Below are 25,888 nucleotides of genomic sequence, written 5' to 3' on the forward strand. Positions count from 1 at the left end.
TCCTTGATCGCCTGCAACAGAAGTTCCGGGATGCCACAAAGACCAAACCCGCCTGCCGCGATCGTCATTCCCTCGAATAGCAGCCCATCCAGCGCTTCGGCCGCCGAGCCATAGACCTTTTTCATGAATAGCTCCTCCTGCATTTCAGTTGCCACGGTATGGGGCGCTTCGGCCATCCATGTCAACGCAGTCACCGCTGCATCGCAGAGAATTAGGGGTTACTACGTATCGCAGCAGGACCGCAGCGGGGCAGAGCGGGCTATTCGCCCGCCGCTGTCTTTTTGGGCGCCGCTTTCTTGGCAGGGGCCTTTTTCGCCGCAGGTTTCTTGGCGGCGGTCTTTTTCGCGGCGGGTTTTTTCGCCGCCGTCTTGCGGCCCTTGGCCGCTTTACCGGCTTTCGCAGCAATCAATTCAACCGCCATATCCATGGTGACATCGGCGGGCTCGGTGCCCTTGGGCAGGGTCGCGTTGACCTTGTCCCACTTGATATAGGGGCCATAGCGCCCTTCCAACACATTGACCGGGCCGCCGCTGTCGGGATGCTCGCCAAGTTCGCGCAGCGCCTTGGCCGCCGTGCGCCCGCGCCCGCCCGGATTGGCCCGCTTGGCCGCCAAAAGCTCGACTGCGCGGTTCATGCCAACCTCGAACACATCCGCCGGATCCTTGAGGTTGGCATAGACCGGCTTTGCATCCTCGGGGCCCTTATGCATGATATAAGGACCGAAACGCCCGAAATTGGTGGTGATCATGCCGCCTTCGGGGTGTTCGCCCACTTCGCGTGGCAGGCTCAGAAGGGTGAGTGCCTTTTCAAGGTCCATGTCCTCGGCCTTCCAGCCCTTTGGCAGGCTGGCGCGGGGCGGCTTCTTGTTTTCCTCGGTGGCTTCGCCGCGCTGAACATAAGGGCCAAACCGACCCGAGCGCAGGCTGATCTCATCGCCGCCATCCTCGCCCAAGACCCGGTCACCGCCATCGGCACCGTCACCGCCAATCGGGCGGGTATAGCGGCACTCGGGGTAATTGCCGCAGCCGACAAAGCCGCCGGTCTTGGAGGTTTTCAAATGCAGCTGGCCGGTGCCGCACAGCGGGCATTGGCGCGGATCGCTGCCATCTTCGCGGGGCGGATAAAGCGTCGGCGCAAGGGCGTCATCCAGCACATCAAGCACCTCGGTGATCCGCAGATCCGAGGTCTCGGCAATCGCTACTGAAAAATCGCGCCAGAACCGGGAAAGAACCTCTTTGTAATCGGCCTGGCCTGCGCTGACCTCGTCAAGCTCTTCTTCGAGGTTGGCGGTGAATTCATAGCCGACATACTGGCGAAAGAAATTCAGCAGAAAGATCGTGACGATCCGGCCTTTATCCTCGGGGATCAGGCGGTTTTGTTCCTTGCGGACATATTCGCGATCCTGGATCGTGGTGATCACGCTGGCATAGGTCGAGGGGCGCCCGATGCCGAGCTCTTCCATCTTCTTGACCAGTGTCGCCTCGGTATAACGCGGCGGCGGCTGGGTGAAATGCTGAAGCGCAAGCACGGCCTCGTTGGCGGCCAGAACCGCCGCCGTGCTGCGCGCCATCGCGCCGCCCGCGCCCTCGACCACATCGTCATCCTGATCGCTGGCCTTGGCAAACTGATCGCGCAGCGAAGATTTGGCAAAGGCGGCTTTTTCACCTTCGGTGATCTGGGGCAGGCGGCGATCGTCATCGTCATCGCCCGACACATCATCGCGGCCCTCTTCATAGACCCGCAAAAAGCCGTCAAACATCATCACCTGACCGGTGGCGCGCAATTCGACCTGTTCGTCATCGCTGGCGATGTCGACCGTGGTGCGTTCAAGCCGCGCCGCCGCCATCTGACAGGCCAGCGTGCGCTTCCAGATCATGTCGTAAAGCTTGCGCTGATCGGCATCGGTGGTTTTGATCTTGCCGGCATCGCGGGTCATCTCGGTGGGGCGGATGCATTCATGCGCCTCTTGGGCGTTCTTGGCCTTGTTCTTGTACATCCGCGGGCTTTTGGGCAGGTAGTCCTCGCCGAACCGATCCTTGATCGCATCGCGCGCGGCCATCACCGCCTCGGGGGCCATGTCGATCCCGTCGGTCCGCATATATGTGATATAGCCCGCCTCATAAAGCCGCTGCGCCGCGTTCATACATTGCCGCGCACCCATGCCGAATTTGCGGCTGGCCTCTTGTTGCAGGGTCGATGTCATGAACGGCGCCGAAGGGTTGCGGGTGCCGGGCTTGGCCTCGACCGATTTCACGGTGAGGGCGCGCGACGTCACCGCCTGAACCGCAAGCTCGGCCTGGGTGGCATTGGCCAGATCGAACTTATCAAGCTTCTTGCCGGCAAGAACCGTCAGGCGCGCCTCGTATTCCTGGCCGCGCGGGGTGGTGAACAACGCCTTGAGCGACCAGTATTCGCGCGGATTAAACGCCTCGATTTCCATTTCGCGCTCGACAATGAGGCGCAGGCAGACCGATTGCACCCGGCCCGCCGATTTGGCGCCCGGCAATTTGCGCCAGAGCACCGGCGAGAGATTGAACCCCACCAGGTAATCCAGCGCGCGGCGCGCAAGATAGGCCTCGACCAGCGGCGCATCGACCTGCCGCGGGTTCTTCATGGCCTCGGTGACGGCGGTCTTGGTGATCGCGTTGAACACGACGCGGCTGACCGGCGTGTCCTTTTTTATCACCTTGCGCTTGCGCAGGGTGTCTTCCAGGTGCCAGCTGATCGCCTCGCCTTCGCGATCCGGGTCGGTCGCGAGGATCAGGGCGTTGTCGTCTTTCAGGGCGTCCGCGATGGCCTTGACGTGTTTGCGGCTGTCGGCGCCGATCTCCCATTTCATCTCAAAGCCGTTCTCGGTATCCACCGAGCCATCCTTTGGCGGCAGGTCGCGCACGTGGCCATAACTCGCCAGAACGGTGTATCCGGGGCCCAGATATTTGTTGATCGTCTTGGCCTTGGCGGGGGATTCGACAACGACAACGGGCATGGACACTCCTTTGCAACTCTGGACGAGGCTTATGGTGGCGGACCATGTGGGCTGGCAAGGGGAATTGTCAATGCGGCGTGTTTTTGGTGGTGCCTCGGCGCGCCCTAGCGCGCAAGCGACAGCAAGCCGCCCGGTTGACGGGTGATATGCCCGTCGAGCTCGAGGTCCAGAAGCACCGGCGCCACGGATCGGGCAGGGGCCGAGAGATCGCGAATGAGCTGATCCTCGGCAAGCGGCGAGGGGCCGAGACGGCGCAAAATCTGGTCATGCAGGGCGGCCGTTTCGCGAAGGGTTCGCTCTGGCGGCGCTTTTTGCGGCACCTCAAGCGGCAGGTCGGGCTGAACCGCTGCTGTCTCGACCTCGGGAAGGGCGTCGATGATATCAGCGGCATTGCGCACAAGATGGGCGCCGTCGCGGATCAGCATATTGCAGCCGCTGGCGCGCGCATCAATGGGGTGCCCCGGCACGGCCATCACCTCGCGCCCCTGATCAAGTGCATTGCGCGCCGTGATGAGCGAGCCGGATTTCGCGGCGGCCTCGACCACCACGACCGCCCGGGCCATTCCGCTTATAAGGCGGTTGCGGCTTGGGAAATGGCGTGCCTGCGGGATAAGGCCAATGGGTTGCTCCGAGACGCGCACGCCGGTTTCGGCGATCTGATGGGCAAGGCGGGTGTTTTCCGCCGGATAGATCACGTCAACCCCGCCAGCCATTACCGCGACAGTGCCGCCTTCAAGGCTTGCCAGATGCGCGGCGGTATCAACCCCGCGCGCAAGGCCAGATGTTATCACAAAGCCGCGCGCCGCGAGATCAGCCGCCAGCGATTTGGCCATCCGGGTGCCAAGCGACGAGGCATTGCGCGCGCCCACAAGCCCGATCATCGGGCGTTGCAGAATGCTGGTGTTGCCGATGCACCAAAGCAGCGGTGGAGCGTCGGATATCTGTTTGAGAAACGCGGGGTAATCCGCATCCATGCAGGAAATAAGCCGGGCTCTGGCGGCCTTGCCTGCCCGCAACTCGGCCTCGATCACGCCAAGCGGACAGATTTTATAATCCTCGACACCTGCATCGCGGGCAACGCCCGGCAGGGCCTCAAGTGCAGCGGCGGCGCTGCCATGTTCGCTCAAGAGGCGGTGAAAGGTCGCCGGACCAACCCGGCGAGAGCGCAAGAGGCGAAGCCACGACACCCGATCATCTTCCGTGGTGGGTGGGAGTGGGGGGTGAGTGGAAGGATGTGTTTCCTCGGACATCATGGCCTCGCCTTCTTGCTGTATTCAGTAGTAGGGCGCGGATGGTTAACGGGCAGTAAACCAAGGGCGGGAAATGAATACACCTTGCTGAAATTCACATAAGATATTGAAGTAAAACGATATAATAAATTCACGGAGAGCGATTTATGCAGTTTCTCGAGCCATCTCGCGCGTGGCATTACGCTGAAGGGGCCTGGAATGAGTATTTTCAGAAAGATGAAAAGGACTAGCGTGACGGGTTTTGCACCACGTCACGCTGCGTCTTTCGTCTCTTGCAATAAAGCATGCGCGACAGCGCATTCCGCCGGATCAGACCGGTTGGGCTCGCCTGCCGCTAGCTGGTGGCCGATCCGCCAACCGTCAAACCGCCGATCAAAACCGTCGGCTGGCCCACGCCGACCGGCACCCATTGGCCCTGTTTGCCGCAATTTCCCATGCCGGGATCAAGCGCCATGTCATTGCCAAGCGCGCGAATCTGGTTGAGGGCGGTCGCGCCGTCACCAATCAGGGTGGCGCCCTTGACCGGCGCGCCGATCTTGCCGTTTTTCACGCGGTAGGCCTCGGTGCAGCTAAAGACGAACTTGCCATTGGTGATGTCGACCTGCCCGCCGCCAAAGCCAACGGCATAGATGCCGTCCTTGAGCTCCGCCACAAGATCGCCGGGCTCGGCCTCGCCGCCAAGCATATAGGTGTTGGTCATCCGCGGCATCGGCGCATGGGCGTAGCTTTCGCGCCGCCCGTTCCCGGTGGGCGCAACCCCCATCAGGCGGGCGTTCTGGCGGTCATGCATGTAGCCGACCAAAATCCCGTCCTCGATCAGCACGTTCTTGCCCGACGGCGTGCCTTCATCGTCAAAGGTGATGCTGCCGCGCCGATCCGGGATTGTGCCATCATCCAGCACCGTCACGCCCGGCGCCGCAATCCGCTGGCCCATCAATCCGGCAAAGGCCGAGCTGCCCTTGCGGTTGAAATCGCCTTCAAGTCCATGGCCGATCGCCTCATGCAACAGAATTCCTGGCCAGCCGGGGCCAAGCACCACATCCATGACACCCGCAGGCGCAGGCTCTGCACGAAGATTTACAAGCGCGATGCGCAGTGCTTCGCGGGTTTTGGCCTGCCAGTCGGCGGGATCAAGCATGCCATCAAGCCCCACGCGTCCGCCGCCCCCCGCGCTGCCTTGTTCGCGTCGGCCCTGATCATCGACGATGATCGAGACGTTGACTCGCGTCATCGGGCGGGTATCGCTCACTTCGGTGCCATCCGGGCGCAGAATCGTGACCTCTTGCAGAGACGCGGCAATCGAGGCCGAGACCTGCACCACGCGGGCATCAAGGTCGCGGGCGAAGGCGTCAATCTCGCGCAGGGTCTCGAGCTTGACCGGAAAGCTGGCCCCGGCAATCGGGTCGGCATCCGTATAAAGGCGGCGGTTGGTGCGCGCAGGCGCATCGGCCAGGCTGCCGCCGCCTTCGCCAACAGCAAGGCGGGCGGTTTCAACGGCCCGCATCAGGGCGGCGTCGTTGACTTCGGAGGAATGCGCATAGCCCGTGACCTCGCCGCGCACAGCCCGCAGCCCGAAGCCTTCGGAGGCGTCATAAGAGGCCGTCTTGACACGCCCGTCGTCAAACAACAGCCCTTCGGAGCGGTGCCGTTCCAGAAAAAGCTCGCCATCATCGGCGCCTCTGGTGGCCTCTTGCAGGTGGCTCAGGGCCGTGTCGCGGTCAAGAAGGCTGTCAAATGGGCGAAAAGGGGTATCGGTCATGGCGGAATTTGTCCTATATAGCGGCGTTAAGGCGGGGACGATTAATTTGATCTAAATCAAAAAAGCGTCTGTTTGCCGCAATGGTCTTTCTTGTCGTCTGCAACATAATATGGTTTTAGACGGCACTGAGACAATGGGATTCCACCTTCGGGTGGATCGACCCGTATAAAGATATATGAACCGCTTCAACCGATCAGGGGTTAAAATGCGACTAACTTCAAGCCTTATGGCCGTTATGGCCGCCCTTTCCGCTCTTCCTGCCATGGCGCAGGACGGTCTTGAGATCGTCGGCAAGCCCGTAGATGGCGAGTTGGGATTCCAGCCCGCCGCGACCGAACTTGCCCGCGATTTGCAGTGGCTTGACGGGATGATCAACGTGATCATCATCGCCATCGTGCTTTTCGTGACCGTGCTTCTTGCCGTTGTGGCCGTGCGCTATAACCGCCGCGCAAATACAACCTCGGCGACATTCACGCACAATTCCCCGATCGAAATCGCCTGGACGATCATTCCGATTGTCATCCTGGTGTTCATCGGGGCGTTTTCGCTTCCCATTCTGTTCAAGCAACAGGAAATTCCCGATGGCGAAGTTCATATCAAGGTTACCGGCTATCAGTGGTACTGGGGCTATGAATATACCGACCATGATTTCGGCTTTGACAGCTACATGATCGGCGCACCGGCCACCGGTGGCGAAAACCGCATGAGCCCCGAGGTCGAGGCACAGCTTATTGAGGCCGGCTATAGCAAGGACGAATTCCTGCTGGCCACCGACACATCGGTCGTGGTTCCGGTCAACAAGGTTGTCGTGATGCAACTTACAGGCGCAGACGTGATCCACAGCTGGACCATCCCCGCCTTTGGCGTGAAACAGGATGCGGTTCCCGGCCGCCTGAGCCAGCTTTGGTTCAAGGCCGAGAAAGAGGGCGTCTATTTCGGCCAATGTTCAGAGCTTTGCGGTCAGTCGCATGCCTATATGCCGATCACCGTCAAGGTCGTGAGCGAGGCCGAATACGAGAAATGGCTTGAAGGCGCGATCGCAGAATATGCCGGTACGCCGCCCTCTGTTGCCGTGGCGATGGCCGACTAAGCTGACCCGGATGCGCGCAGCCTGTGCGCATCCACCCCAAAACGTGCCCCCGTAAGGACACCGGAGAGCGACATGAGCGACGCAAGTCTCAACAGCAGTACGACCGCCCCGATGGCGCAGCCCGGCGAGGCCGAGTTCGGCGATTTCTTCGCCCTGCTCAAGCCGCGGGTGATGACGCTTGTTGTTTTTACCGCGCTGGTCGGTCTGCTGGCGGCTCCGGTGGGCGTACACCCGATTGTCGGGCTGGCCGCGATCCTGTTCATTGCGGTTGGCGGCGGTGCGGCCGGTGCGCTTAACATGTGGTGGGAATCCGATATTGATTCGCTGATGAAGCGGACAAGCAAGCGCCCGATTCCCGCAGGAAAGGTCACCCGCGACGAGGCCTTTGCCTTTGGCGTGACCCTCGCGGTGATGTCGGTCGTGATGCTTTGGCTGGCCACCAATGCGGTGGCTGCGGGCCTTCTGGCATTCACGATCTTTTTCTACGTGGTGATCTACACCATCGGCCTCAAGCGCTGGACCCCGCAGAACATCGTCATTGGTGGCGCAGCAGGGGCCTTTCCTCCGATGATCGGCTGGGCGGCGGCGACCGGATCCATCAGTGTCGAATCGGTGCTGATGTTCGCCCTTATCTTCATGTGGACTCCGCCGCATTTCTGGGCGCTCGCGCTTTTCATGAAGGGCGATTATCACAAGGCCGGTGTTCCGATGCTGACCGTGACGCACGGCCGCAAGTCAACCCGCACGCATATCCTTGTTTATACCGTGCTGCTGGCTGTATTGGCGATTGGTGCTGCCTTTACCGGGATTGGCGGGCCGATTTATCTGGCGGTGGCTCTGGTGCTCAATGCCATGTTCCTGCGCGATGCCTATGCGATCTGGCGGCGCGACGAGGTCATGGCCGAGGCCGATGAATACCGGGTTGAGAAGAAAGCGTTCAAACTGTCACTTTACTATCTCTTTGCGCATTTCACCGCGATGCTGGCCGAGGCCGCATTGGCAGGCTTTGGGCTTGGAGGCTGGGTATGAGCTTTCGCGAGGAACATGAACTTCACAAGCGCCGCTTTGGCCGCAATCTTGGCCTTGGTCTTGTGTTGGCGATTTTCGTGGCACTGGTGTTTGGACTGACCATTGCAAAGGTGTCGAACAACGACTTCAAGGTTCCTGCTAAACAGGGGGCGACAAGCTGATGGCGATGGATCCGAAACTCAAAACCGTGACCCGGCTCGTGGGTGTTGTGGTGCTTATGGGTGGTCTGGCCTGGGCCTCGGTACCGTTTTACGACTGGTTCTGCCGGGTGACCGGCTTTGGCGGCACCACCGGCGTGGCCGCCGCCGCCAGCGATACCGTGCTGGAACAGACCATCAAGGTACGCTTTGACGGCAGCAAGGACCGCAACATGCCGTGGGAATTCAAACCCGTCGTGCATGAAATGGAATTGAAGATTGGCGAGACGGGCCTGGCCTTTTACGAGGCCTATAACCCGACCGACCGCGTTGTTGCAGGCTCTGCCAGCTATAACGTCACCCCCTACGAGGCGGGTGGATTTTTCACCAAGATCGACTGTTTCTGCTTCACCGAACAGGTGCTGCAACCCGGCGAGCGGGTGCAGATGCCGGTGACATTTTACGTCGACCCCGAAATCGTAACAGACAGGGACGCAAAATACGTGCATACGATCACCCTGTCCTATACGTTCTACGAAATTGACCTGCCCCAAGAGACCCAAGCGGCGCTTGAGCAGAGCAACAAAAACGATACAAAATTGAACTGAGCCTTCGACGAGGGAAAATACAAAGATGGCACACGAAAAAAATCACGATTATCACATTCTGCCCCCCTCACTCTGGCCGCTTCTCGGCTCTTTGGCGGGGTTCGTCATGCTGTTCGGCGCGGTCCTTTTCTTCCACGACCATGGTCCGTGGATGCTTTTGGCCGGGCTTGTGGGCGTGCTTTACGTCATGTTCGGCTGGTGGGCCGATGTGGTGAACGAAGGCGAAACCGGCGATCACACACCGGTCGTGCGGATCGGCCTGCGCTACGGCTTCATTATGTTCATCATGTCCGAAGTCATGTTCTTCGCCGCATGGTTCTGGAGCTTCTTCAAGCATGCCATGTACCCGATGGGCCCGCAAAGCCCGCTGGTTGATGGTGTCTGGCCGCCGGCTGGTATCGAGACTTTCGACCCCTGGCACCTGCCGCTGATCAACACGCTGATCCTGCTGTGCTCGGGCTGTGCCGCCACATGGGCGCACCACGCGCTTGTGCATGACAACAACCGCAAAGACATGAAGTGGGGGCTGATCCTTGCGATTGCCCTTGGCGCACTCTTCACGGTGTTTCAGGTTTATGAATATGGCCATGCGGCCTTTGGCTTCTCGGGCAATATCTATGGCGCCAACTTCTTCATGGCGACCGGCTTTCACGGCGCGCATGTGGTCATCGGCACGATCTTCCTGTTCGTCTGCCTGATCCGTCTTCAGCGCGGTCATTTCACCCCCGAACAGCATGTCGGCTTCGAGGCGGCTGCCTGGTACTGGCACTTTGTTGATGTGGTCTGGCTGTTCCTGTTTGCCGCGATCTATATCTGGGGCGGCTAAGCCAAACGGTCGGCGCGGAATGTGGTTGAACAATCCGCGCGGAACGGCAAGAACACCAAGGCGCGCACGAGGGTGCGCGCTTTTCCTTTGACGGAGGCCCGCGGTGCGCCGCTATATCATTCCTGTGATCTTTGGCCTGGCTGGCGCTGCGGTGCTTGTCGCCCTGGGCAGCTGGCAGCTTGACCGGCTGGCCTGGAAAGAGGCGATCCTTGCCGATATCCGCGCCCAGATTTCCGCCCCGCCTGCGACACTGCCCGACAGCCCAAGCATCGACGATCACCGCTATCTTCCGGTGCAGGTCAGCGGCACGGTCGGCGACACGGCCCTGCGCGTGCTTGTCAGCCAGAAACAGATCGGTGCCGGCTATCGGGTGATTTCGTCCTTTGATACCGGCGCGCGCCGTGTGCTTTTGGATCGCGGCTTTATCTCGGTGAATGATCCGCTCCCCGCACCGCCCGAGGGCGTGATTGAGGTCACGGGTAACCTGCATTGGCCTGACGAGCGGCTAAGCTCGACGCCCGAGAATGACGTGACGGGTAATATCTGGTTCGCGCGCGATCTTGTGCCGATGGCGGAGCTGCTCGGGACCGAGCCCTACTTGATCGTGGCCCGCAAGATGTCGGCGAACGAGCAGGGCGTGGCGCCGCTGCCGCTGGACATAAGCGGCATTCCGAACGATCACCTCAACTATGCAATTACGTGGTATTCGCTGGCCGTTATCTGGCTGATGATGACCGGGTTTTTCCTGTGGCGCATGCGACAGGCAGAGAAAGGCAAAACGACGTGAAATACATCTCGACACGGGGCAATGCGCCCACGCTCAGCTTTGAAGAGGCGATGTTGACCGGGCTCGCGCGCGATGGCGGTCTCTACCTGCCCGAATCGATCCCGCAGATGAGCATGGCCGATATCCGCGCGCTTGAGGGGCAAAGCTATGAAGAGGTCGCGTTTCGCGTGATGCGCCCGTTTCTGGGCGATGCTTTCACTGACGCCGAATTTCGCGGCATCATCTCGCGCGCCTATGCCGGGTTTGGCCACGCGGCGCGCGCGCCTCTGAAACAGCTTGATAGCGGGCATTTCCTGCTCGAACTGTTTCACGGCCCGACGCTCGCCTTCAAGGATTTCGCGATGCAGCTGATCGGCCAGCTGTTCGAATTTTCCCTGAAGCGGTCGGGCAATCGCGTGTGCATCGTCGGCGCGACCAGCGGCGATACCGGCTCTGCGGCGATCGAGGCGTTTCGTGGTCTTGATGCGGTGGACGTGTTCGTCCTTTACCCGCATGGCCGCGTCTCCGAGGTGCAGCGCCGCCAGATGACAACCCCGTCTGAGGGCAACGTGCATGCGCTCGCCATCGACGGGCATTTCGATGACGCGCAGGCGCGGGTCAAAGATATGTTCAACGATTTCGAGTTCCGCGATGCGGTCGGCCTTGCCGGCGTCAATAGCATCAACTGGGCGCGGGTTCTGGCGCAGGTGGTCTATTACTTTACCGCCGCCGTGTCGCTTGGCGCGCCGGATCGCAAGGTAAGCTTTACGGTGCCGACCGGCAATTTCGGCGATGTCTTCGCGGGCTTCATCGCGCGCCGCATGGGCCTGCCGATTGACCGGCTTGTGGTGGCGACCAACCAGAACGACATCCTGCATCGCTGCCTTTCGACCAGCGAATACAAACCCGACGGCGTGATTCCCTCGATCAGCCCGTCGATGGATATTCAGGTCAGCTCGAATTTCGAGCGCGCGCTTTATTACGCTTACGGCGAGGATGGCGGCGCAGTCGCCCAATTGATGGACGAGCTTAAGGCCGGCGGTTTTTCGGTCAGCCAGGGCGCCTTGCAGGCGCTGCGCGAGAGCTTTGAGTCCGGGCGCTGTGACGAGGATGAAACCCGCGCCACGATCTCGCGCACCTGGGCCGGAACCGGCGAATTGCTCTGCCCGCATTCCGCCGTCGGTGTGCATGTGGCCGAGACCATGCGCAAGACCGGCGTGCCGATGATCACGCTGGCCACCGCCCATCCGGCCAAATTTCCCGACGCCGTGCAAGAGGCCTCGGGCCAGCACGCGCCCCTGCCAGAGCGTATGGCCGACCTTTACGAACGTCCGGAGCGGCTTACGCGCGTCGGCAACGACCTGAGCGCCATCGAAACCCTTATCAAGGAACGGATCGCCCATTGAGTGTCCAGCTGACCACCCTTCCCAACGGATTTCGCATCGTCACCGAGCATATGCCGGGGCTGCAATCGGCGGCCATCGGTGTCTGGGTTCTGGCCGGGGCCCGCAATGAGCGGGCAGACCAGAACGGCATTGCCCATTTCCTTGAACACATGGCGTTCAAGGGCACCAAGCGGCGCAGCGCGCTTGAGATCGCCGAGGCGATCGAGGATGTAGGCGGCTATATCAACGCCTATACCAGCCGCGAAGTGACCGCCTATTACGTCCGCGTGCTGAAAGAGGACGTGCCTCTGGGGCTTGATGTGGTGGCCGATATCCTGCGCAATCCGGTGTTTGATACCCGCGAGATAGAGGTCGAGCGTGGCGTGATCCTTCAGGAAATCGGACAGGCCGCCGATACGCCCGACGACATCATCTTTGACTGGCTTCAGGAAGAGGCCTATCCCGATCATCCGCTTGGCCGCACCATTCTGGGCGCCGAAGAGCGCGTGCGCGGGTTTGCGCGCCCCGATCTTGAGGGCTTTGTCGATCAGTATTATCGTCCCGGACAGATGATCCTGTCGGCGGCGGGGGCGGTCGATCACGACGAACTTGTGCGCATGGCGAGCGATATGTTCGGTGACATGGTCCCGAGCTCTGTGATCGAGCCACCGCTTGCCAAGTTTCAGGGCGGCGAGGCGCGCCACGTCAAGGATCTGGAGCAGGCGCATTTCGCTCTGGCCTTTGAAAGCCCCAATTACGCCGATCCCGATATCTATACGACCCAGATTTACGCAAGCGCGCTTGGCGGCAGCATGTCCTCGCGCCTGTTTCAGGAAATCCGCGAAAAGCGCGGGCTGTGTTACACGATCTATGCTCAGGCCGGCGCCTATGCCGACACCGGGATGATGACGATCTATGCCGGCACCTCTGCCGATCAGCTTGGCGATCTGGCGGGCATCACGATTGACGAGATGAAGCGCGCCGCCGATGACATGAGCGCGCCCGAGGTTGAGCGTGCCCGCGCGCAGATGAAGGCGGGGCTGTTGATGGGGCTGGAAAGCCCGTCAAACCGCGCCGAACGTCTGGCGCGGATGCTTCAGATCTGGGGCCGGGTGCCGGAGCTTGACGAAGTGGTCGGGCGGATTGATGCGGTCACCTTAGATGATGTGCGCCGGATTGCCGAGGCCACGGTTGAACGCGCGCCCTCGGCGCTTGCGCTTTATGGCCCGGTGGAGAATGCGCCAACCCTTATCGGGCTGAATGAGAGGCGCGCCGCCTGATGCTGATGTTGCCACGCCGGAAGTTGCGGATCGAGACCGAGCGTCTGACCCTGCGCCAGCCGGTGATTGGCGATTTTCGCCACTGGAGCGGGCTGCGCGCCGAAAGCGCCGATTTCCTCACCCCGTGGGAGCCGCTCTGGGCCAGTGATCACCTTGCGCGCAAGGGATTTTCCAACCGGGTCTATTGGGCGCAACGCTCGATTTCCAACGGAAGCGCGATGCCGCTGTTTCTGATCCGGCGCGAGGATCAGGCACTTTTGGGGGCGATCACGCTTGATAATATCCGCCGCGGCCCGGCGCAGGCTGGCACGCTTGGCTATTGGATCGGGCAGGGCTTTTCGCGTCAGGGTTATATGCAAGAAGCGATCGCGGGCGTGGTGCATTACGCCTATGAGCGGCTCGACCTGAGCCGGATCGAGGCCGCCTGTCTGCCGGAGAACCACGCCTCGCGCGGGTTGCTGGAAAAATGCGGTTTCAAGTATGAAGGCGTCGCGCAAAGCTATCTTCAGATCAACGGCCGCTGGCGCACGCATGTGCTCTATGCGGCGTTGCGGGCGGATCGGCGCGGGCGCACCGATGTTGGCTAAGGCCTGAAACGTGCTATCCTTTACCAGATAAAGGAGGAATGCCGATGATCCGACTTGTCCTTTTTGTTCTGCTTCTGGCCAGTCATGCCAACGCGCAGGAGCGCCGCCCAAGCCATTGCATCGCCCTCGCGCAGGACGCGCCGGGAGTGAATTATATCCACAAGGCAGGGTTTCGTGATCCCTTGCCCGACCATACCGTGCGGCTGCGTTATATTGCACATGCCTCGTTTCTTATTCAGGCGGGCGATCTCGCGGCGGTGACGGATTTCACCGGCTTTATCGGCAATGTCGATTTCATCCCCGATGTGGTGACCATGAACCACGCCCATGAGACCCACTGGACGGCAAGCCCCGATCCGATCATTCCGCATGCCTTGCCGGGCTGGGGCCCTTATGGCGAGGGGATCGAGCATCATCTTGATCTTGGCGCCATGGTGGTGCGCAATGTCTCGACAGATATCCGGTCGTACACTGGCGGGGTCGAACCGAAGGGCAATTCGATCTTCGTCTTCGAGGCCGAGGGGCTTTGCATTGCCCATCTGGGGCATTTGCATCACGAGCCGACCGACGATCAATATGCCGCCCTTGGCCGCATGGACGTGGTGATGGCGCCGGTGGATGGCGGATTTACCATGGACCTTGAGAGCATGATGCGCGTGCTGCGCCGGGTGAAGGCCAGCGTTGTCATCCCGATGCACTGGTTCGGTGATGTCACCTTGGGGCGGTTTTTGGCCGGGATGGAGAATGATTTCGCGATCAGCATCCCCGGAACCAGCGAGATCGAGGTATCCCTGCGCAGCCTGCCCGAAAGGCCCACAATCGTGGTGTTGCGGCCCGCCTATCTGCGCGACGGGCCATAACCTTTGGCGACGAAGACTGTTGAGACAGGCCACCGGGAACAGGCCCATGGCTCGTGTCATCAGGTACCGGTTTCGCGGAGGTCCTTGAGCGGGATGTGACACCGAATGGCGTGGCCGCCCTCCGCCTCTTGCCATGGCGGGGTGTCGGTGTCGCAGACACTTCCGCATTTGACCGGGCAGCGGCGCTGAAACGGGCAGCCGCGCGCAGGTGGTGAGAGTTCCGTGGCGTCCTCGGTCAGCAAGTTCGGGGCGTGATCGGGATCGGGTTCAAGCACCGCATTGAGCAGCACCTTGGTATAGGGATGCGACGGCGCGGCGTAAACCGCCGCCGCCGGGCCGATCTCGCAGAGGCGCCCCTGATAGAGAACGGCCACGCGATCCGACAGGGCACGCACGACAGTCAGGTCATGGCTGACAAAGACAAACGTAGTCTGATGGCGCGCCTTGAGGTCATTGAGCAGCTCAAGCACCGCCGCCTGAACCGAGACATCAAGCGCCGAGGTGATTTCGTCGCAAAGCACGATTTCAGGGTTGGCGGCAAAGGCGCGGGCGATGGCCACGCGTTGTTTCTCGCCACCCGAGAGCTGTCCGGGGCGGCGATCAAGGTAATGCGCGCCAAGGCGCACGGTTCCGAGCAGATCGGTGGCGCGCGCGCGCAATTCGCTGCCCTTTAGGCCAAAGTAGAGGCGCAGCGGCTGGCCAAGGATATCGGCAACGGATTGGCGCGGGTTGAGGCTTTCGTCGGGGTTCTGAAACACCATCTGAATGCGGCGCAACTGATCCGGGCGGCGCTGTTCGACGCGCGGCGTGAGGGCGGTGCCGTCGCCAAGGGTGAGGGTGCCCTCGGCGGGGGGCAAGAGGCCTGCGATGGTCTTGAGGATGGTGGATTTGCCGCTGCCGGATTCTCCGACCAGGCCAAGCGTTTCACCCATGGTCAGGCGCAGGGTGATGTCATCGACCGTGGCCGGGGGGCGTGTGCGCGCAGGCAGGATGCGCGCCAGGGTGCCGGGGCGGTCATAGCGGATCGCCACCCCGTTGAGAGAGAGAGCAAGGGGGCTGTTTTCGGCGCAGCAGCTCAGCGGCGCACCGCTGCCGGTCATGTCGATCTCAGAGGTTTGCTCGGGGTAGAAACAGCGGGTCGCCTGCCCGGTAGCACTCGCCACCATCGGCGGGTGCAGGGTATGGCAATGATCCGTCGCAATCGCACAGCGCGGCGCAAAGGCACAGCCGGTCCTGTCAGCGCCGGGCGCGGGCGGGCGACCCTCCAGAGCGCGCGGCAGGGTGCGATCGCCAAGCCGCGGGATCGCGGCCAAAAGGCCGCGCGCATAGGGATGCGCCGGGGTTTTGAGCACCGCCCGCACCGGCCCCTCAAGCACGGTTTCACCGGCATAAAGCACCTGAACCCGATCACAGACCCGCGCGATGACGCCCAAATCGTGGCTCACGTAAACCATCGCCATATTGCGGGCGCGGGCCAATTCACGAAGTAAATCAAGGATATGCGCCTGTGTGGTGACATCAAGGCCGGTGGTGGGCTCGTCGAGCAACAAAGCGTCAGGCTCGCCCGCCAGGGCCATGGCGATGGCCACGCGTTGCTGTTGCCCGCCCGATAGCTCATGCGGATAGCGGCGCAGGATCGTTGCCGGATCAGGCAGGCGCACCTGGGTCAAAAGCTCGATGGCGCGGGCCGTATGTGAGCCTTCGGGCAGAGAGCAATGCAGGCGCAATGCCTCGTCAAGCTGGCGGCCGATGCGCATCGTCGGGGTCAGGGCCTGACCCGAATTTTGCGGGATCAGGCCAAGTTGCCCGCCGCGAATTTTGGCAAGCTGGGCGGGGCTGCGCGCGAACATGTCGGCGCCGCCATAGATGACCTCGCCCAAGATCTTTTGCAGGCCGTGTTTGAGGTATCCCATCGCCGCGAGCGCCAGCGTGCTTTTGCCCGATCCGCTTTCGCCGACAATGCCGATGCTTTCGCCCCGGCATACCTGAAGGTCGATGCCATGCAGCACCGGCAATAACGCGCCAGTGCGGCCGCGAAACCCGACGCTGAGGCCCCGGATATCAATCAGTGGCGGCTTGGCCATCCTAGACCACCGCCTTTCGACCCTGATCAAGCCCGAGGGTCTTGGCCAGGGCATCGGCACTTAGGTTGATCCCAATGATCAGCGAGGACAGGGCAATCATTGGCCCCAGAACACCCCATGGGGCCAGCGACATGTAAACCCGCGCATCCGAGACCATCAGCCCCCAATCGGCCATCGGCGGGGCCACACCAAAGCCAAGAAACGACAGCGCGGAAAAGCCAAGCAGCATCCACGACCAGCGCATCGCGCCCTCGACCAACAGGGTGTCGGTGACATTGGGCAAAATCTCGTGGCGTACGATGGAAAGCGGGCTATGGCCGCGCGCGCGCGCCGCCGAGATGAAATCGCGGGCAACCACCTCATGCGCGGCGGCGCGGGCGACGCGGATCACCGGAATGCCGAAAAAGAAGGCAAGCGTGGGGGTAAGCACCTCGTTGCCGCTGCCGAAAACGGTGATCAGCACCAGTAGCGGCAGGATGCCGGGCAGGGCCAGAAAGGCATCGACCAGACGCATCATCGCCTCATCGATCCAGCCGCCGCGCAGGCCAAGCAGAACCCCGAGCATGCCGCCCCAGAGCATGGCAATCGGCGTGGCGATGCCAGTGACGACAAGCGCCTCGCGCCCACCCAAAAGGACACGGGTAAAGACGTCGCGGCCAAGGTGATCGGTGCCCAAGAGATGCTCGGCGGTTGGGCCGCCAAGGATCACGGCAGAGTTCATTTCCTTGTAATCAAACGGCGCGATCCAGGGGCTAATGAGGGCCATCACCAGGTGCAGCGTCACCAGCGTAAGGCCAATCGCCCCCGAAGGCCGCGCCACCATATCGCGCAGCGTGTTAAGCGCGCGCGAGCGTCGGGGCGTGGTGGTGGCGGCGCTCATCCGCGCCTCATGTGGTGGCTGCGCAGGCGCGGGTTAAGGATAAGGCCGAGGATATCGGCGACAAGATTGACGCCGACATAGGTGGCCGCGACGATCATGGTGATCGCCTGCACCACCGGCAAATCACGATCCGAAATCGCATCAATCAACAGCCGCCCAAGCCCCGGATAGTTGAACACCACCTCAACCACCACCACGCCGCCCAAAAGCCAGGCCACGGTAAGGGCGATCACGTTGATCGCGGGCAAAAGCGCGTTGGGCAGGGCATGGCGGAAGACGATCTGCCAATAGGGCACGCCCTTGAGGGTGGCCATCTGGACGTAATCGCTGGCCATCACCTCGATCACTGAAGAGCGCACCATGCGCATGATATGGGCGATCATGATCATGGTCAGAACCACCGCCGCCAGTACGAATTCGGGGAAAAACTCCAAGGGCGGCGCGTCGGCGGGGGTTAGAACGATGGCCGGCACCCAGCCTAGCCAGATCGCGAAAATCAGGATCAGGATGGTCGCGGCGACAAATTCGGGGATGGTCATGGCAAAGATCGCGCCGGTGGAAAACAGGATATCCACCCAGGTGTCACGCCAGAGGCCGGCCATGGCGCCAAGGAAAATAGACAATGGAATTCCGACGCTTAGCGCGCCTGCGGCCAGCAACAACGAATTGCGCACGCGGTAACCGACGATCTCGCTGATGCGTTCCTGACCATTGGCCGAGACCCCGAAATCGCCCATTATCGCGCCGCCTGCCCAATCGACATAACGGGTCAGGGCGGGGGCATCCAGGCCCATATCGGCGCGGCATTTCGCAAGTGCCTCGCCATGGGCGTCGCGTTCCAGAACGGCGGTGCAGGCATCGCCGGGAAGGGCCTCGACCCCGAGAAAGATGATCACCGAGACAAGCCAGACCGTGATAAAGCCAAGCGCCAGACGGCGGAGAAGCAGTTGGATCATTTTGGCCGTGTCCGCCTTGCAAGGATCATGGTGTCCGACTCAGAGCCTAACGCATGTGCGCGCCCCGCGTCGAGAGGGGTTTGGCGCGCATGGCTCACACCTCCGCGAGACGGGCCTTGATTTGGTCGCGGAGGGTTGTGGCTTTGGTGTGATCGTAAGACATGTGCTCGGGGTCATAGACCGTCAGCGCGGCCTCGACATGCTCTAGCGCGGCACGCAGATGCGGAAGGGGATCGGCCGTGGCGTTACGATCGGCGCGGGCCAGCTCGCAGATCGTCAGATTTCCCTGTGTAATGGCCCAGTCTACCGGGTGATCTTGCCGGGTGCGCACGGTGAGGGCACCGCGACAGGCGGTCACGGCCTCGGCCAGCAGGTCTGTGCCCGCCGCGCCCTCGGTTCGGGCGGCTTGGTTTTGCAGGGCATTGCCGAGGTTGTTTTGGGTCGTCGCCCACCCGGTCAAGCATGATTGCAATGCCGTCGGTTGTGCGGGCGATGTCGAGCAGGGTTTCTTCGCTCAGTTGCGCGCGAAACGCCTTGTCGTCATAGCAAACGCGCATCAACGCGGTGAGGGCGCGGCGGATCAGGGTTTTGACCTCATCGGTGTCGCCATCAAACGGGATGGTGTTTTGAAGGAGGGTGACCAGAGCGGTGATCCGCTCTTGCGCCGTGTCTTTCTAATAGGCCGCAATCAGGCTCTGGGAATTGAGGCTCTGATGTTCCTGGCGGTCCTGCAACAGGGTTTCGACGCGGATGAGATTGACCCCGGCAAATTCCGGCGTATCGCGGAGCGCGGTGAGCGTTGCCTTGGCCGCCGCGTCCCAGGCGCATTTGGCGCAGGTTTTGCGAAGAGTGACGCCGATAGCGGCCAGCCCGGCCATGCCCGTGGCGGCAAGTGTGCCGCCCGACGGATCGCCCAGGGCGAAGGCCAATGCGCCGACACAGATGGTGCCGCTATGGGTGGCGATGTTTTCAAATGTACTTATACGCGCCACTTCCCCGGTCAACCCAGAGCAAGGTGGCCCAACCGGGGATTGAAAGCAAGCGGCTCGGGTGGGGGCGCGTGGGTTTCACCCACCCTACGCTTTACGCTGGATGCCGATTTTGTGGCCGATGCCGTCGGGGCGCGGCAGGGTGGCGTGGGTTTTGGCCATGGCGGCGACGCGGGTCACGATGTCGTCGGGCATGGGCGCGACGCGCGGGCCGGAGAGATCCACGTGCAGGGTCATGCCCTCGCCGGTGGCGGCAAGCCAGCCGTCCTGATGGTACAACTCCTGAAAGCTGTGAAAGCGCTTTTCGTCGTGACCAAGCAGGTGAAAGGTGCTGCGCACCCGGTCGCCAAGCTTGATCTCGCGCAGGTAGCGGATGTGGAATTCGGCTGAAAAGGTGCTGTGGCCGCGTGTCTTGACGTACTCCGGGCCGAAACCCATCTCGGCGAAGGCCTCGTCCGCGCAGCGGTCAAACAGCACGGTGTAATAGCCCATGTTCATGTGGCCGTTGAAATCGATCCAGCCCTCTTCGACGCTGTGAAAGGAGGACAGGAAGGGGGATGCATCGGACATGGGCGCGCTCTTTTCGTTTAAGATCGCGCCTTCTTTAAGGGATGGCGAGGGTGGTATGCAATGGTGTGCGGGTCTGTCAGCATGTTATCCCCAAGGACCGGCCAAGCCTTGTGTTTGCTCCCCTGCCATTTCGCGCAGGGCGCGGATGCGGTTGGCCGGATCGGGGTGGGTTGAAAACAGCCGGTCGCGGGCATGGGCATGCAGCGGGTTAATGATGAACATATGCGCCGTGGCGGGGTTGCGCTCGGCGCTGTCATTGTCGATCCGCGCGGCGAGCCCCGATATCCGTTCAAGCGCCGAGGCGAGCCAGAGCGGGTTGCCGCAAATCTCGGCGCCGATGCGGTCGGCCTCGTATTCGCGGCTGCGGCTGATGGCCATCTGTACAAGGCCAGCGGCCAGCGGGGCCAGCACCATCAGCGCCAGCGTGCCGATCAGGCCGAGCGAATTGTTGCGGTTGTTGCCGAAGAACATCGCGAAATTCGCCAGCATGGTAATCGCCCCGGCGAAGGTCGCGGTGATGGTCATGATGGTGGTGTCATGGTTGCGGATATGGGCCAGCTCATGCGCCATGACGGCGGCGATTTCGGCTTCGCTCAGCCGGGTCAAAAGGCCGGTGGTTGCGGCCACGGCGGCATTTTCCGGATTGCGCCCGGTGGCAAAGGCGTTGGGCTGAGCATTTTGCAGGATATAGACCTTTGGGCGCGGCATGCCCGCGCGATCGGCCATGTCATGCACCAGCCGTTCAAGCGCTTTGCCTTGTGGACCGCTTGCCGTGCGGGCGTCGTGCATCCGCAACACCGCGCGATCCGAATTCCACCAGGTGTAGGCGTTCATCGCGAGCGCAATGACAAGCGCGATCATTGCGCCGCCGGTGCCGCCCAACAGCGCGCCGATCCCAAGAAAAAGTGCGGTCATCGCCGCCATCAAGACGGCGGTACGCAGATATCCCATCATGATTTTACCCCCGGTTTTCCATGACCGCTATATGGGGGCTTTCAGCTGCGTGACAAGCGGGTAGGGTGGGGGCATGATCATCTCATCCGGGCGCGGTTTCATCTTTGTGCATATCCCCAAGACCGGTGGCACCTCTATGGCGCTGGCGCTTGAGGGGCGCGCGATGGCCGATGATATCCTGATTGGCGACACGCCCAAGGCGAAACGGCGCGCCGGGCGGTTAAAGGGGGCACAGGCGGCAGGGCGATTGTGGAAACACGCGACGCTGGCGGATATCGACGGGCTTGTGCCCCTATCCACGATCCGCGAGGCGTTTACCTTTACCCTCGTGCGCAACCCTTGGGATCGCATGGTCAGCTATTATCACTGGCTGCGCGGACAAACGTTTGACCATCCTGCGGTGCACCTTGCCCAGAGGGTTGATTTCAGCGGCTTTCTGAACGCAGCGCTGACGCAAAAGGCCTGGGTTGCCAGCCCGGCGCGGATCTATATGACCGCCTCGGATGGGGCGCAGTATTGCTCCCGCTATATCCGGCTTGAGCATCTTGACGAGGATGCCGCCCCGCTTTGGGCCCATCTTGGTTTCAGGCTTGATCTGCCGCGGGCCAACCGCTCGTCGCGCGAAATTGCCGATTACCGCAGCTATTACAGCGATTCTGACGCCGCCCTTTTGGCGCGACTCTCGGCCGAGGATATCGCCCGGTTCGGCTATGCCTTTTAGCACTTTTTCGTGAGATTGGCCGGGATTTGTTAACCAATCGTAAATGCGTCAGCATGCTGTCGCCTCAGAGGCAACGATGCCTTTTTTCTGCCTTTTTCCGGGCCAAATCGTGTCACGATAATGGAAATTTAGTAGTTTGAGGCAAAGATGGACCTGCCTGCTGCTATGGGCGCTGCTGATATTTATGTGGGACGGATGATGCTGGGTTGGATTGGCGCAAAAACCGGAAAACCGATTTGGGGGGAGGCGCCGAAGGGGACGGCGCAAGACCCTGACGGTGTGATGACCGGACTGGTGTCGGGCACACGTGTGGCCACGGCTACGGGCTGGCGCATGGTTGAGGCACTGACCGCCGGGGATCGCGTTCTGACCTTTGACAACGGGCTTCAGCCGCTGAGTGGTGTGACCCGTCAACCGCTCTGGACCGGAAGCTATGCCTGTCCGCAACAGTTCTGGCCGCTTGAACTTGCCTGTGGGGCGTTGGGCAACCGGGGTCCGCTGACAATCATGCCGCATCAGGCGGTCATGCTTGAGAGCGATATGGCCGAGACGATCTGGGGCGATCCCTTTGCCCTGCTGCCTGCGACGGCGCTGGATGGGGCTGATGGTGTGTCGCGCGTGCCGCCCGCCCCGGATGCCGAGGTGACGGTTCTGCATTTTGACGAGGAACAGGTGGTATTCGCCGAACATGGGCTGATGTTCCTCTGCCCGTCCTCGCGGGATTTGCTGGATTACGCCCTGGGGGATGATGAAGAGCCGCAGTATTCGGTGTTGCCGCTAAGCGAGGCGCGCCGTTTGACAATGGCGCTTGAAGCGGGGGCGGTTTTTACGCCCAGTGATACGTTGTTCGCCTCGGCCTGAGGCGCTGATTTTTCACGCCCGCCATTTACCACCTCTCAGGGTCAGCCTGCCGACAGCTTGTCGCGCTCTTGCGTCCGCGCCGCGCAGATGTTTGCTACATTTCTTTTTGATCAAATTGTATTTCAGCACTGGTCAATCGGCACGTCCCGTCACAATGTCAGCTTTATTGACCTGTCACGTCGGAGGGCCCCATGCCACGCAAACCCATTCGCATTGCCATCAACGGCTTTGGCCGGATTGGCCGTACTCTTTTGCGCATTCTCATGCGCGATGCGGCTGATTTCGAGCTTGTCCTGATCAATGAGATCGAGCCGCTGGCAACCTGCGCCTATCTGTTTCAATACGATAGCGTGTTTGGCCCCTGGCCGGGACAGGTGGGCACGGCGGAAAAGGCCCTGATCGTGGATGGCCGCAGCATCCCCTTTCACGGTGAATCCGATCTGCGCTCGCTTGATTTAACGGGGGTCGATCTTGTGCTGGAATGCACCGGAATGGGCGGCAAGCGCGCGATGGCCGAACGTGGCCTTGCCGCCGGGGCCGGTGCGGTTCTGGTCTCGGGGCCGTCGGCCGAGGCCGATATCACGCTGGTGATGGGCGCCAATGAGGAGGCGCTTGGGGATCACCGGATCATTTCCAACGCGTCGTGCACCACCAACGCGCTTGCGCCGCTGCTCAAGATTCTGGACCAGAGTTTTGGCGTGATCAGCGGCCAGATGACCACCGTGCATTGCTATACCGGAAGCCAGCCAACCGTGGACAAGCCGCGCGCCGCCCCCGAGCGAAGCCGTGCGGCCGCTCTCTCGATGGTGCCCACCACCACCAGCGCGCAGCATCAGACCGACCTTGTTCTGCCCGCGATGAAGGGCCGGATCGAGGCGCGCGCGATCCGCGTGCCAACCGCCAGCGTGTCCTGCATCGACCTGACCGTGCAAACCCGCGCCGAGGTGACAGAGATCATGGTAAACACCCGCCTGAAAGAGGTGGCCGAGGCGCATGGCTATCTTGGCTGGACCGAACAGCCGCTGGTGTCGTCCGACCTGCGGGGGCGCCCGGAATCGATTATCCTGAGCGGGCCGCAAACCTCGGTTTCGGTTGGCGGATTGCTTCGGGTGTTCGGCTGGTATGACAATGAATGGGGATTTTCGTGCCGGATGCTTGATATGGCCCGGCTGATCGGGCGGCGGGACTAGACCCGCCGCGCCCTCTTATCACTTGCGCAAGACCACCTTGCCAAAGCCCATACCGCGCAACTTGCTGACGCTCGCGTCAAGCTGTGCCTGGGTCTTGAACGGCCCGGCCAGCACAACGGTGAGGGCCTTGCCATCCCGGTTGAGAGTGCCGCGTCGCGCAGGAAGCCCGGCGCGCGCGATCTTTTGCGCAGCGGCCTTGCCTTGGGCGGCATCGGCGAAAATACCGGCCTGTGCATAGCGATGGCTTGCCGCATCGGCGCTTTTCTTGGGCACAGAGCGGCTCGAGACCGTGGCGCGCGGGGCCTGTGCCGCCACAGGTTTGACCCGCGCAATGCGGCGCACCGTGATCGGGTCGGGCACGACGCGGCCTTGGGTCGAGACGGTCACACCGGCGGCGCGCTGTTGTTCAAAGCTGGTATAGGGCGGCATGAGACCGGGGAAATTGTGGCTCACTTCATGGCCCGAGCGGCGATTGATCAGGCGGCGCGGCACGGTGTTGGTCCAAATGACCTCCATCTGGTCCATGCCTGCATAGGTCTGATGGGCGCGCTTGAGGTTCAGGCGATCATCCTCCCACACGGGTTTGTAACCCTCGGGAACATAGACACCCTCGACGCTGTTTTTCTGGCGCGCATAGATGCGGGCGGGGGCAACTCGGGCTGCGCGACCGGCATGGCCGGTGCTGCGCGCGGCGCTCTCGCGGGTCACGAGTCTGGGCTGGACGCCGGGCGTTTTCAGCCGATTGCCATAGGTCACATGCGGCGTTGCTTGCGGGCCGCAGCGTACCGGCGATCCCTTGTGCTGCACCATATAGGCCGCCGACAGGCTGCTCATCCCGGCACAGGCGGTGCGTGAGGGATCAGGCGGGGCGATGATCGTGCCGCGCTGCGTGGCTTTGGGCGCGGCGGCCTTGCGTACGGGTGTTGGGGATGCGGGGGCTTTACGCACAGGCGCCACGGCAACGGCCGGGGCGGTTTTGGCCGTGCGGCGCACTGTTTTAGGGGTCGCGGCGGCGGCACGTCCTACCTGTTTCGGCGGCGTGGCTTTCGCGGCGGGCGCGCTCACGGCGCGTGCCGGCTTGGCCGGGGCGGGGGCAATGGCCGCAACCTCTGCCGGTGCCGGTTTGGCGGCAGGAGCCGCCTTGGCAACGCTCGGCTGGAAGCCGCAGAGCGCCTTGCGGTCGCGGGTGATCCGCGGCACCCATGTCACATTTGCGCCAATGCCGGCACGAATGAAGACACAGCCGTTGCTATCCACATATTGCCGACCCTGATAAGAGCTGGCCGGGAATTCGGCGGGCGTTGGCGCGTCGCGCAGTGATTGCGCATTGCCTTGCACCGCCCCAAACAGGGCGGCGGCGATGGCGATAAAGGAAAGTCTCGACAGGTTCATTTTACCCTCGGATACAGTTGAGAGCAGATTGTCTTATTTTCGCCATGTAGTAAACAGTTTATAGCTTATCTTGTGCCGAACATCCGGTCGCCCGCATCCCCTAGTCCCGGAAGGATATACCCCTTTTCGTTCAGCCGCGTGTCGACAGAGGCGGTTACGATCGGCACATCGGGGTGTGCCTCTTTCATGCGGGCGACGCCTTCGGGGGCGGCAAGCAGGCACAGAAACCGGATATTGGTGGCGCCGGCATCCTTGAGCATCTGCACCGCCGCGGCAGAGGAATTGCCGGTGGCGAGCATCGGATCAACCACGATGACAAGGCGCTCTGACAGGTTTTCGGGCACTTTGAAGTAGTATTTGACGGGTTGAAGGGTCTTTTCATCACGGTAAAGCCCGACAAAGCCAACCCGCGCCGAGGGAATGAGTTCGAGCATGCCATCAAGCAACCCGTTGCCGGCCCGCAGGATCGAGATCAGCGCAAGCTTGCGCCCGGCAAGCACCGGGGCATCCATTTTCTCAAGCGGGGTCTCGATCTCTTTCGTGGTCATCGGAAGCTCGCGGGTGACCTCATAGGCCAAAAGCTGGCTGATCTCGCGCAAAAGCTGACGAAATACCGCCGTCGAGGTCTCCTTTTCCCGCATCAAAGAGAGCTTGTGTTGCACGAGGGGGTGATTAACGATGGTCAGATGCTGGGTCATGGGGGGTCCTTTGGGTCTGCGCAGCCATTG

The 25,888-nt window shown here is 61.8% G+C and carries 26 protein-coding genes; 13 read left to right on the forward strand and 13 right to left on the reverse strand.

All coding sequences use genetic code 11. The features are described 5' to 3' along the window. The 4 genes from BUB78_RS03815 to tldD all read right to left on the reverse strand — a co-directional run. Nucleotides 1-125 (reverse strand): CoA-transferase (locus BUB78_RS03815; RefSeq protein ID WP_281248837.1); only part of this gene is annotated, 125 nt, incomplete at its 3' end. A 134-nt stretch (nt 126-259) separates the two neighbouring features. Beyond that, entirely contained in the window at nt 260-2,986 is a 2,727-nt protein-coding gene (gene topA / locus BUB78_RS03820) for a type I DNA topoisomerase (protein ID WP_073195239.1), read from the reverse strand. A gap of 104 nt (nt 2,987-3,090) precedes the next feature. Further along, nucleotides 3,091-4,236 (reverse strand): DNA-processing protein DprA, encoded by a 1,146-nt coding sequence (gene dprA / locus BUB78_RS03825; protein WP_073195719.1) that lies wholly within the window; start codon nt 4,234-4,236, stop codon nt 3,091-3,093. Nucleotides 4,237-4,570: 334 nt separating this feature from the next. After that, nucleotides 4,571-5,995, reverse strand: coding sequence for a metalloprotease TldD (gene tldD, locus BUB78_RS03830; RefSeq protein WP_073195241.1), 1,425 nt, complete (start codon nt 5,993-5,995; stop codon nt 4,571-4,573). A gap of 205 nt (nt 5,996-6,200) precedes the next feature. On the opposite strand from tldD, the gene coxB reads away from it, so the two are divergent. The 10 genes from coxB to BUB78_RS03875 all read left to right on the forward strand — a co-directional run bounded on the left by coxB (nt 6,201) and on the right by BUB78_RS03875 (nt 14,563). Continuing rightward, nucleotides 6,201-7,085 carry a cytochrome c oxidase subunit II gene (coxB, locus tag BUB78_RS03835; protein ID WP_073195243.1) on the forward strand — a complete coding sequence of 295 codons (885 nt, stop codon included), beginning with the start codon at nt 6,201-6,203 and terminating at the stop codon, nt 7,083-7,085. A 72-nt stretch (nt 7,086-7,157) separates the two neighbouring features. After that, nucleotides 7,158-8,114, forward strand: a complete 957-nt coding sequence (cyoE, locus tag BUB78_RS03840; protein ID WP_073195244.1) for a heme o synthase — start codon at nt 7,158-7,160, stop codon at nt 8,112-8,114. Further along, complete coding sequence (locus BUB78_RS20620) at nt 8,111-8,275, forward strand: hypothetical protein (protein ID WP_170865018.1); 165 nt, start codon at nt 8,111-8,113, stop codon at nt 8,273-8,275. Before cyoE ends, BUB78_RS20620 begins: the two co-directional genes overlap by 4 nt. Further along, nucleotides 8,275-8,859 (forward strand): cytochrome c oxidase assembly protein, encoded by a 585-nt coding sequence (locus BUB78_RS03845; protein WP_073195246.1) that lies wholly within the window; start codon nt 8,275-8,277, stop codon nt 8,857-8,859. The genes BUB78_RS20620 and BUB78_RS03845 overlap by 1 nt, the downstream gene beginning before the upstream one ends. 25 nt (nt 8,860-8,884) lie before the next feature. Continuing rightward, the gene (locus BUB78_RS03850; protein ID WP_073195247.1) at nt 8,885-9,685 is read left to right on the forward strand and encodes a cytochrome c oxidase subunit 3; all 801 of its coding nucleotides are present in this window, start codon (nt 8,885-8,887) and stop codon (nt 9,683-9,685) included. 103 nt (nt 9,686-9,788) lie between these two features. After that, on the forward strand, nt 9,789-10,472 hold the full coding sequence (locus BUB78_RS03855) for an SURF1 family protein (protein ID WP_073195248.1): 684 nt from the start codon (nt 9,789-9,791) through the stop codon (nt 10,470-10,472). Further along, on the forward strand, nt 10,469-11,857 hold the full coding sequence (thrC, locus tag BUB78_RS03860; protein WP_073195250.1) for a threonine synthase: 1,389 nt from the start codon (nt 10,469-10,471) through the stop codon (nt 11,855-11,857). The genes BUB78_RS03855 and thrC overlap by 4 nt, the downstream gene beginning before the upstream one ends. Beyond that, nucleotides 11,854-13,116: a M16 family metallopeptidase gene (locus tag BUB78_RS03865; protein WP_073195251.1), complete on the forward strand. Its 1,263-nt coding sequence runs from the start codon at nt 11,854-11,856 to the stop codon at nt 13,114-13,116. The genes thrC and BUB78_RS03865 overlap by 4 nt, the downstream gene beginning before the upstream one ends. Continuing rightward, nucleotides 13,116-13,703, forward strand: coding sequence for a GNAT family N-acetyltransferase (locus BUB78_RS03870; protein ID WP_073195253.1), 588 nt, complete (start codon nt 13,116-13,118; stop codon nt 13,701-13,703). The genes BUB78_RS03865 and BUB78_RS03870 overlap by 1 nt, the downstream gene beginning before the upstream one ends. Nucleotides 13,704-13,747: 44 nt before the next feature. Next, entirely contained in the window at nt 13,748-14,563 is an 816-nt protein-coding gene (locus BUB78_RS03875; protein ID WP_073195721.1) for an MBL fold metallo-hydrolase, read from the forward strand. A 59-nt stretch (nt 14,564-14,622) separates the two neighbouring features. Here BUB78_RS03875 and BUB78_RS03880 read toward each other — a convergent pair whose 3' ends face one another. The 7 genes from BUB78_RS03880 to htpX form a co-directional block, all read right to left on the reverse strand. Beyond that, nucleotides 14,623-16,647 carry an ABC transporter ATP-binding protein gene (locus BUB78_RS03880; RefSeq protein WP_073195254.1) on the reverse strand — a complete coding sequence of 675 codons (2,025 nt, stop codon included), beginning with the start codon at nt 16,645-16,647 and terminating at the stop codon, nt 14,623-14,625. 1 nt (nt 16,648) lies between these two features. Continuing rightward, the gene (locus BUB78_RS03885) at nt 16,649-17,527 is read right to left on the reverse strand and encodes an ABC transporter permease (protein WP_073195256.1); all 879 of its coding nucleotides are present in this window, start codon (nt 17,525-17,527) and stop codon (nt 16,649-16,651) included. Next, a complete protein-coding gene (locus tag BUB78_RS03890; RefSeq protein WP_073195258.1) occupies nt 17,524-18,483 on the reverse strand; it encodes an ABC transporter permease in 960 nt (319 codons plus the stop codon). Before BUB78_RS03890 ends, BUB78_RS03885 begins: the two co-directional genes overlap by 4 nt. A 94-nt stretch (nt 18,484-18,577) precedes the next feature. Next, entirely contained in the window at nt 18,578-18,943 is a 366-nt protein-coding gene (locus BUB78_RS03895; RefSeq protein WP_073195259.1) for a hypothetical protein, read from the reverse strand. 214 nt (nt 18,944-19,157) lie between these two features. Beyond that, entirely contained in the window at nt 19,158-19,475 is a 318-nt protein-coding gene (locus BUB78_RS03900; RefSeq protein WP_139279245.1) for a hypothetical protein, read from the reverse strand. A gap of 84 nt (nt 19,476-19,559) precedes the next feature. Next, nucleotides 19,560-20,042: a thioesterase family protein gene (locus BUB78_RS03905; protein ID WP_073195262.1), complete on the reverse strand. Its 483-nt coding sequence runs from the start codon at nt 20,040-20,042 to the stop codon at nt 19,560-19,562. Nucleotides 20,043-20,126: 84 nt separating this feature from the next. Further along, on the reverse strand, nt 20,127-20,993 hold the full coding sequence (htpX, locus tag BUB78_RS03910) for a zinc metalloprotease HtpX (protein WP_073195264.1): 867 nt from the start codon (nt 20,991-20,993) through the stop codon (nt 20,127-20,129). Between the two features lie 76 nt (nt 20,994-21,069). On the opposite strand from htpX, the gene BUB78_RS03915 reads away from it, so the two are divergent. From BUB78_RS03915 to BUB78_RS03925, 3 genes are all read left to right on the forward strand, one after another. After that, nucleotides 21,070-21,717, forward strand: coding sequence for a sulfotransferase family 2 domain-containing protein (locus tag BUB78_RS03915; RefSeq protein ID WP_073195265.1), 648 nt, complete (start codon nt 21,070-21,072; stop codon nt 21,715-21,717). Between the two features lie 165 nt (nt 21,718-21,882). Then, nucleotides 21,883-22,578, forward strand: a complete 696-nt coding sequence (locus BUB78_RS03920) for a Hint domain-containing protein (protein ID WP_073195267.1) — start codon at nt 21,883-21,885, stop codon at nt 22,576-22,578. Nucleotides 22,579-22,769: 191 nt separating this feature from the next. Next, the gene (locus tag BUB78_RS03925) at nt 22,770-23,768 is read left to right on the forward strand and encodes a type I glyceraldehyde-3-phosphate dehydrogenase (protein ID WP_073195268.1); all 999 of its coding nucleotides are present in this window, start codon (nt 22,770-22,772) and stop codon (nt 23,766-23,768) included. A gap of 18 nt (nt 23,769-23,786) precedes the next feature. Here BUB78_RS03925 and BUB78_RS03930 read toward each other — a convergent pair whose 3' ends face one another. Together BUB78_RS03930 and upp are read right to left on the reverse strand one after the other, a co-directional pair. Next, nucleotides 23,787-25,160 carry an SPOR domain-containing protein gene (locus tag BUB78_RS03930; protein ID WP_073195270.1) on the reverse strand — a complete coding sequence of 458 codons (1,374 nt, stop codon included), beginning with the start codon at nt 25,158-25,160 and terminating at the stop codon, nt 23,787-23,789. 65 nt (nt 25,161-25,225) lie between these two features. Next, nucleotides 25,226-25,858, reverse strand: a complete 633-nt coding sequence (gene upp / locus BUB78_RS03935) for a uracil phosphoribosyltransferase (protein ID WP_073195271.1) — start codon at nt 25,856-25,858, stop codon at nt 25,226-25,228. Between the last annotated feature and the right edge of the window lie 30 nt (nt 25,859-25,888).

This window comes from Roseovarius marisflavi, assembly GCF_900142625.1.
GTDB lineage: Bacteria > Pseudomonadota > Alphaproteobacteria > Rhodobacterales > Rhodobacteraceae > Roseovarius > Roseovarius marisflavi.

What these genes read in the sequence shown, in the direction of transcription:
- BUB78_RS03870 (WP_073195253.1), top strand. Translation starts at nt 13,116, where the DNA reads ATGCTGATGTTGCCACGCCGGAAGTTGCGGATCGAGACCGAGCGTCTG.
- coxB (WP_073195243.1), top strand. Translation starts at nt 6,201, where the DNA reads ATGCGACTAACTTCAAGCCTTATGGCCGTTATGGCCGCCCTTTCCGCT.
- BUB78_RS03885 (WP_073195256.1), bottom strand. Translation starts at nt 17,527, where the DNA reads ATGAGCGCCGCCACCACCACGCCCCGACGCTCGCGCGCGCTTAACACG.
- BUB78_RS03880 (WP_073195254.1), bottom strand. Translation starts at nt 16,647, where the DNA reads ATGGCCAAGCCGCCACTGATTGATATCCGGGGCCTCAGCGTCGGGTTT.
- BUB78_RS03925 (WP_073195268.1), top strand. Translation starts at nt 22,770, where the DNA reads ATGCCACGCAAACCCATTCGCATTGCCATCAACGGCTTTGGCCGGATT.
- BUB78_RS03845 (WP_073195246.1), top strand. Translation starts at nt 8,275, where the DNA reads ATGGCGATGGATCCGAAACTCAAAACCGTGACCCGGCTCGTGGGTGTT.
- dprA (WP_073195719.1), bottom strand. Translation starts at nt 4,236, where the DNA reads ATGTCCGAGGAAACACATCCTTCCACTCACCCCCCACTCCCACCCACC.
- BUB78_RS03915 (WP_073195265.1), top strand. Translation starts at nt 21,070, where the DNA reads ATGATCATCTCATCCGGGCGCGGTTTCATCTTTGTGCATATCCCCAAG.
- BUB78_RS03920 (WP_073195267.1), top strand. Translation starts at nt 21,883, where the DNA reads ATGGGCGCTGCTGATATTTATGTGGGACGGATGATGCTGGGTTGGATT.
- tldD (WP_073195241.1), bottom strand. Translation starts at nt 5,995, where the DNA reads ATGACCGATACCCCTTTTCGCCCATTTGACAGCCTTCTTGACCGCGAC.
- BUB78_RS03850 (WP_073195247.1), top strand. Translation starts at nt 8,885, where the DNA reads ATGGCACACGAAAAAAATCACGATTATCACATTCTGCCCCCCTCACTC.
- BUB78_RS03875 (WP_073195721.1), top strand. Translation starts at nt 13,748, where the DNA reads ATGATCCGACTTGTCCTTTTTGTTCTGCTTCTGGCCAGTCATGCCAAC.
- BUB78_RS20620 (WP_170865018.1), top strand. Translation starts at nt 8,111, where the DNA reads ATGAGCTTTCGCGAGGAACATGAACTTCACAAGCGCCGCTTTGGCCGC.
- BUB78_RS03890 (WP_073195258.1), bottom strand. Translation starts at nt 18,483, where the DNA reads ATGATCCAACTGCTTCTCCGCCGTCTGGCGCTTGGCTTTATCACGGTC.
- upp (WP_073195271.1), bottom strand. Translation starts at nt 25,858, where the DNA reads ATGACCCAGCATCTGACCATCGTTAATCACCCCCTCGTGCAACACAAG.
- htpX (WP_073195264.1), bottom strand. Translation starts at nt 20,993, where the DNA reads ATGGGATATCTGCGTACCGCCGTCTTGATGGCGGCGATGACCGCACTT.
- topA (WP_073195239.1), bottom strand. Translation starts at nt 2,986, where the DNA reads ATGCCCGTTGTCGTTGTCGAATCCCCCGCCAAGGCCAAGACGATCAAC.
- BUB78_RS03930 (WP_073195270.1), bottom strand. Translation starts at nt 25,160, where the DNA reads ATGAACCTGTCGAGACTTTCCTTTATCGCCATCGCCGCCGCCCTGTTT.
- BUB78_RS03905 (WP_073195262.1), bottom strand. Translation starts at nt 20,042, where the DNA reads ATGTCCGATGCATCCCCCTTCCTGTCCTCCTTTCACAGCGTCGAAGAG.
- cyoE (WP_073195244.1), top strand. Translation starts at nt 7,158, where the DNA reads ATGAGCGACGCAAGTCTCAACAGCAGTACGACCGCCCCGATGGCGCAG.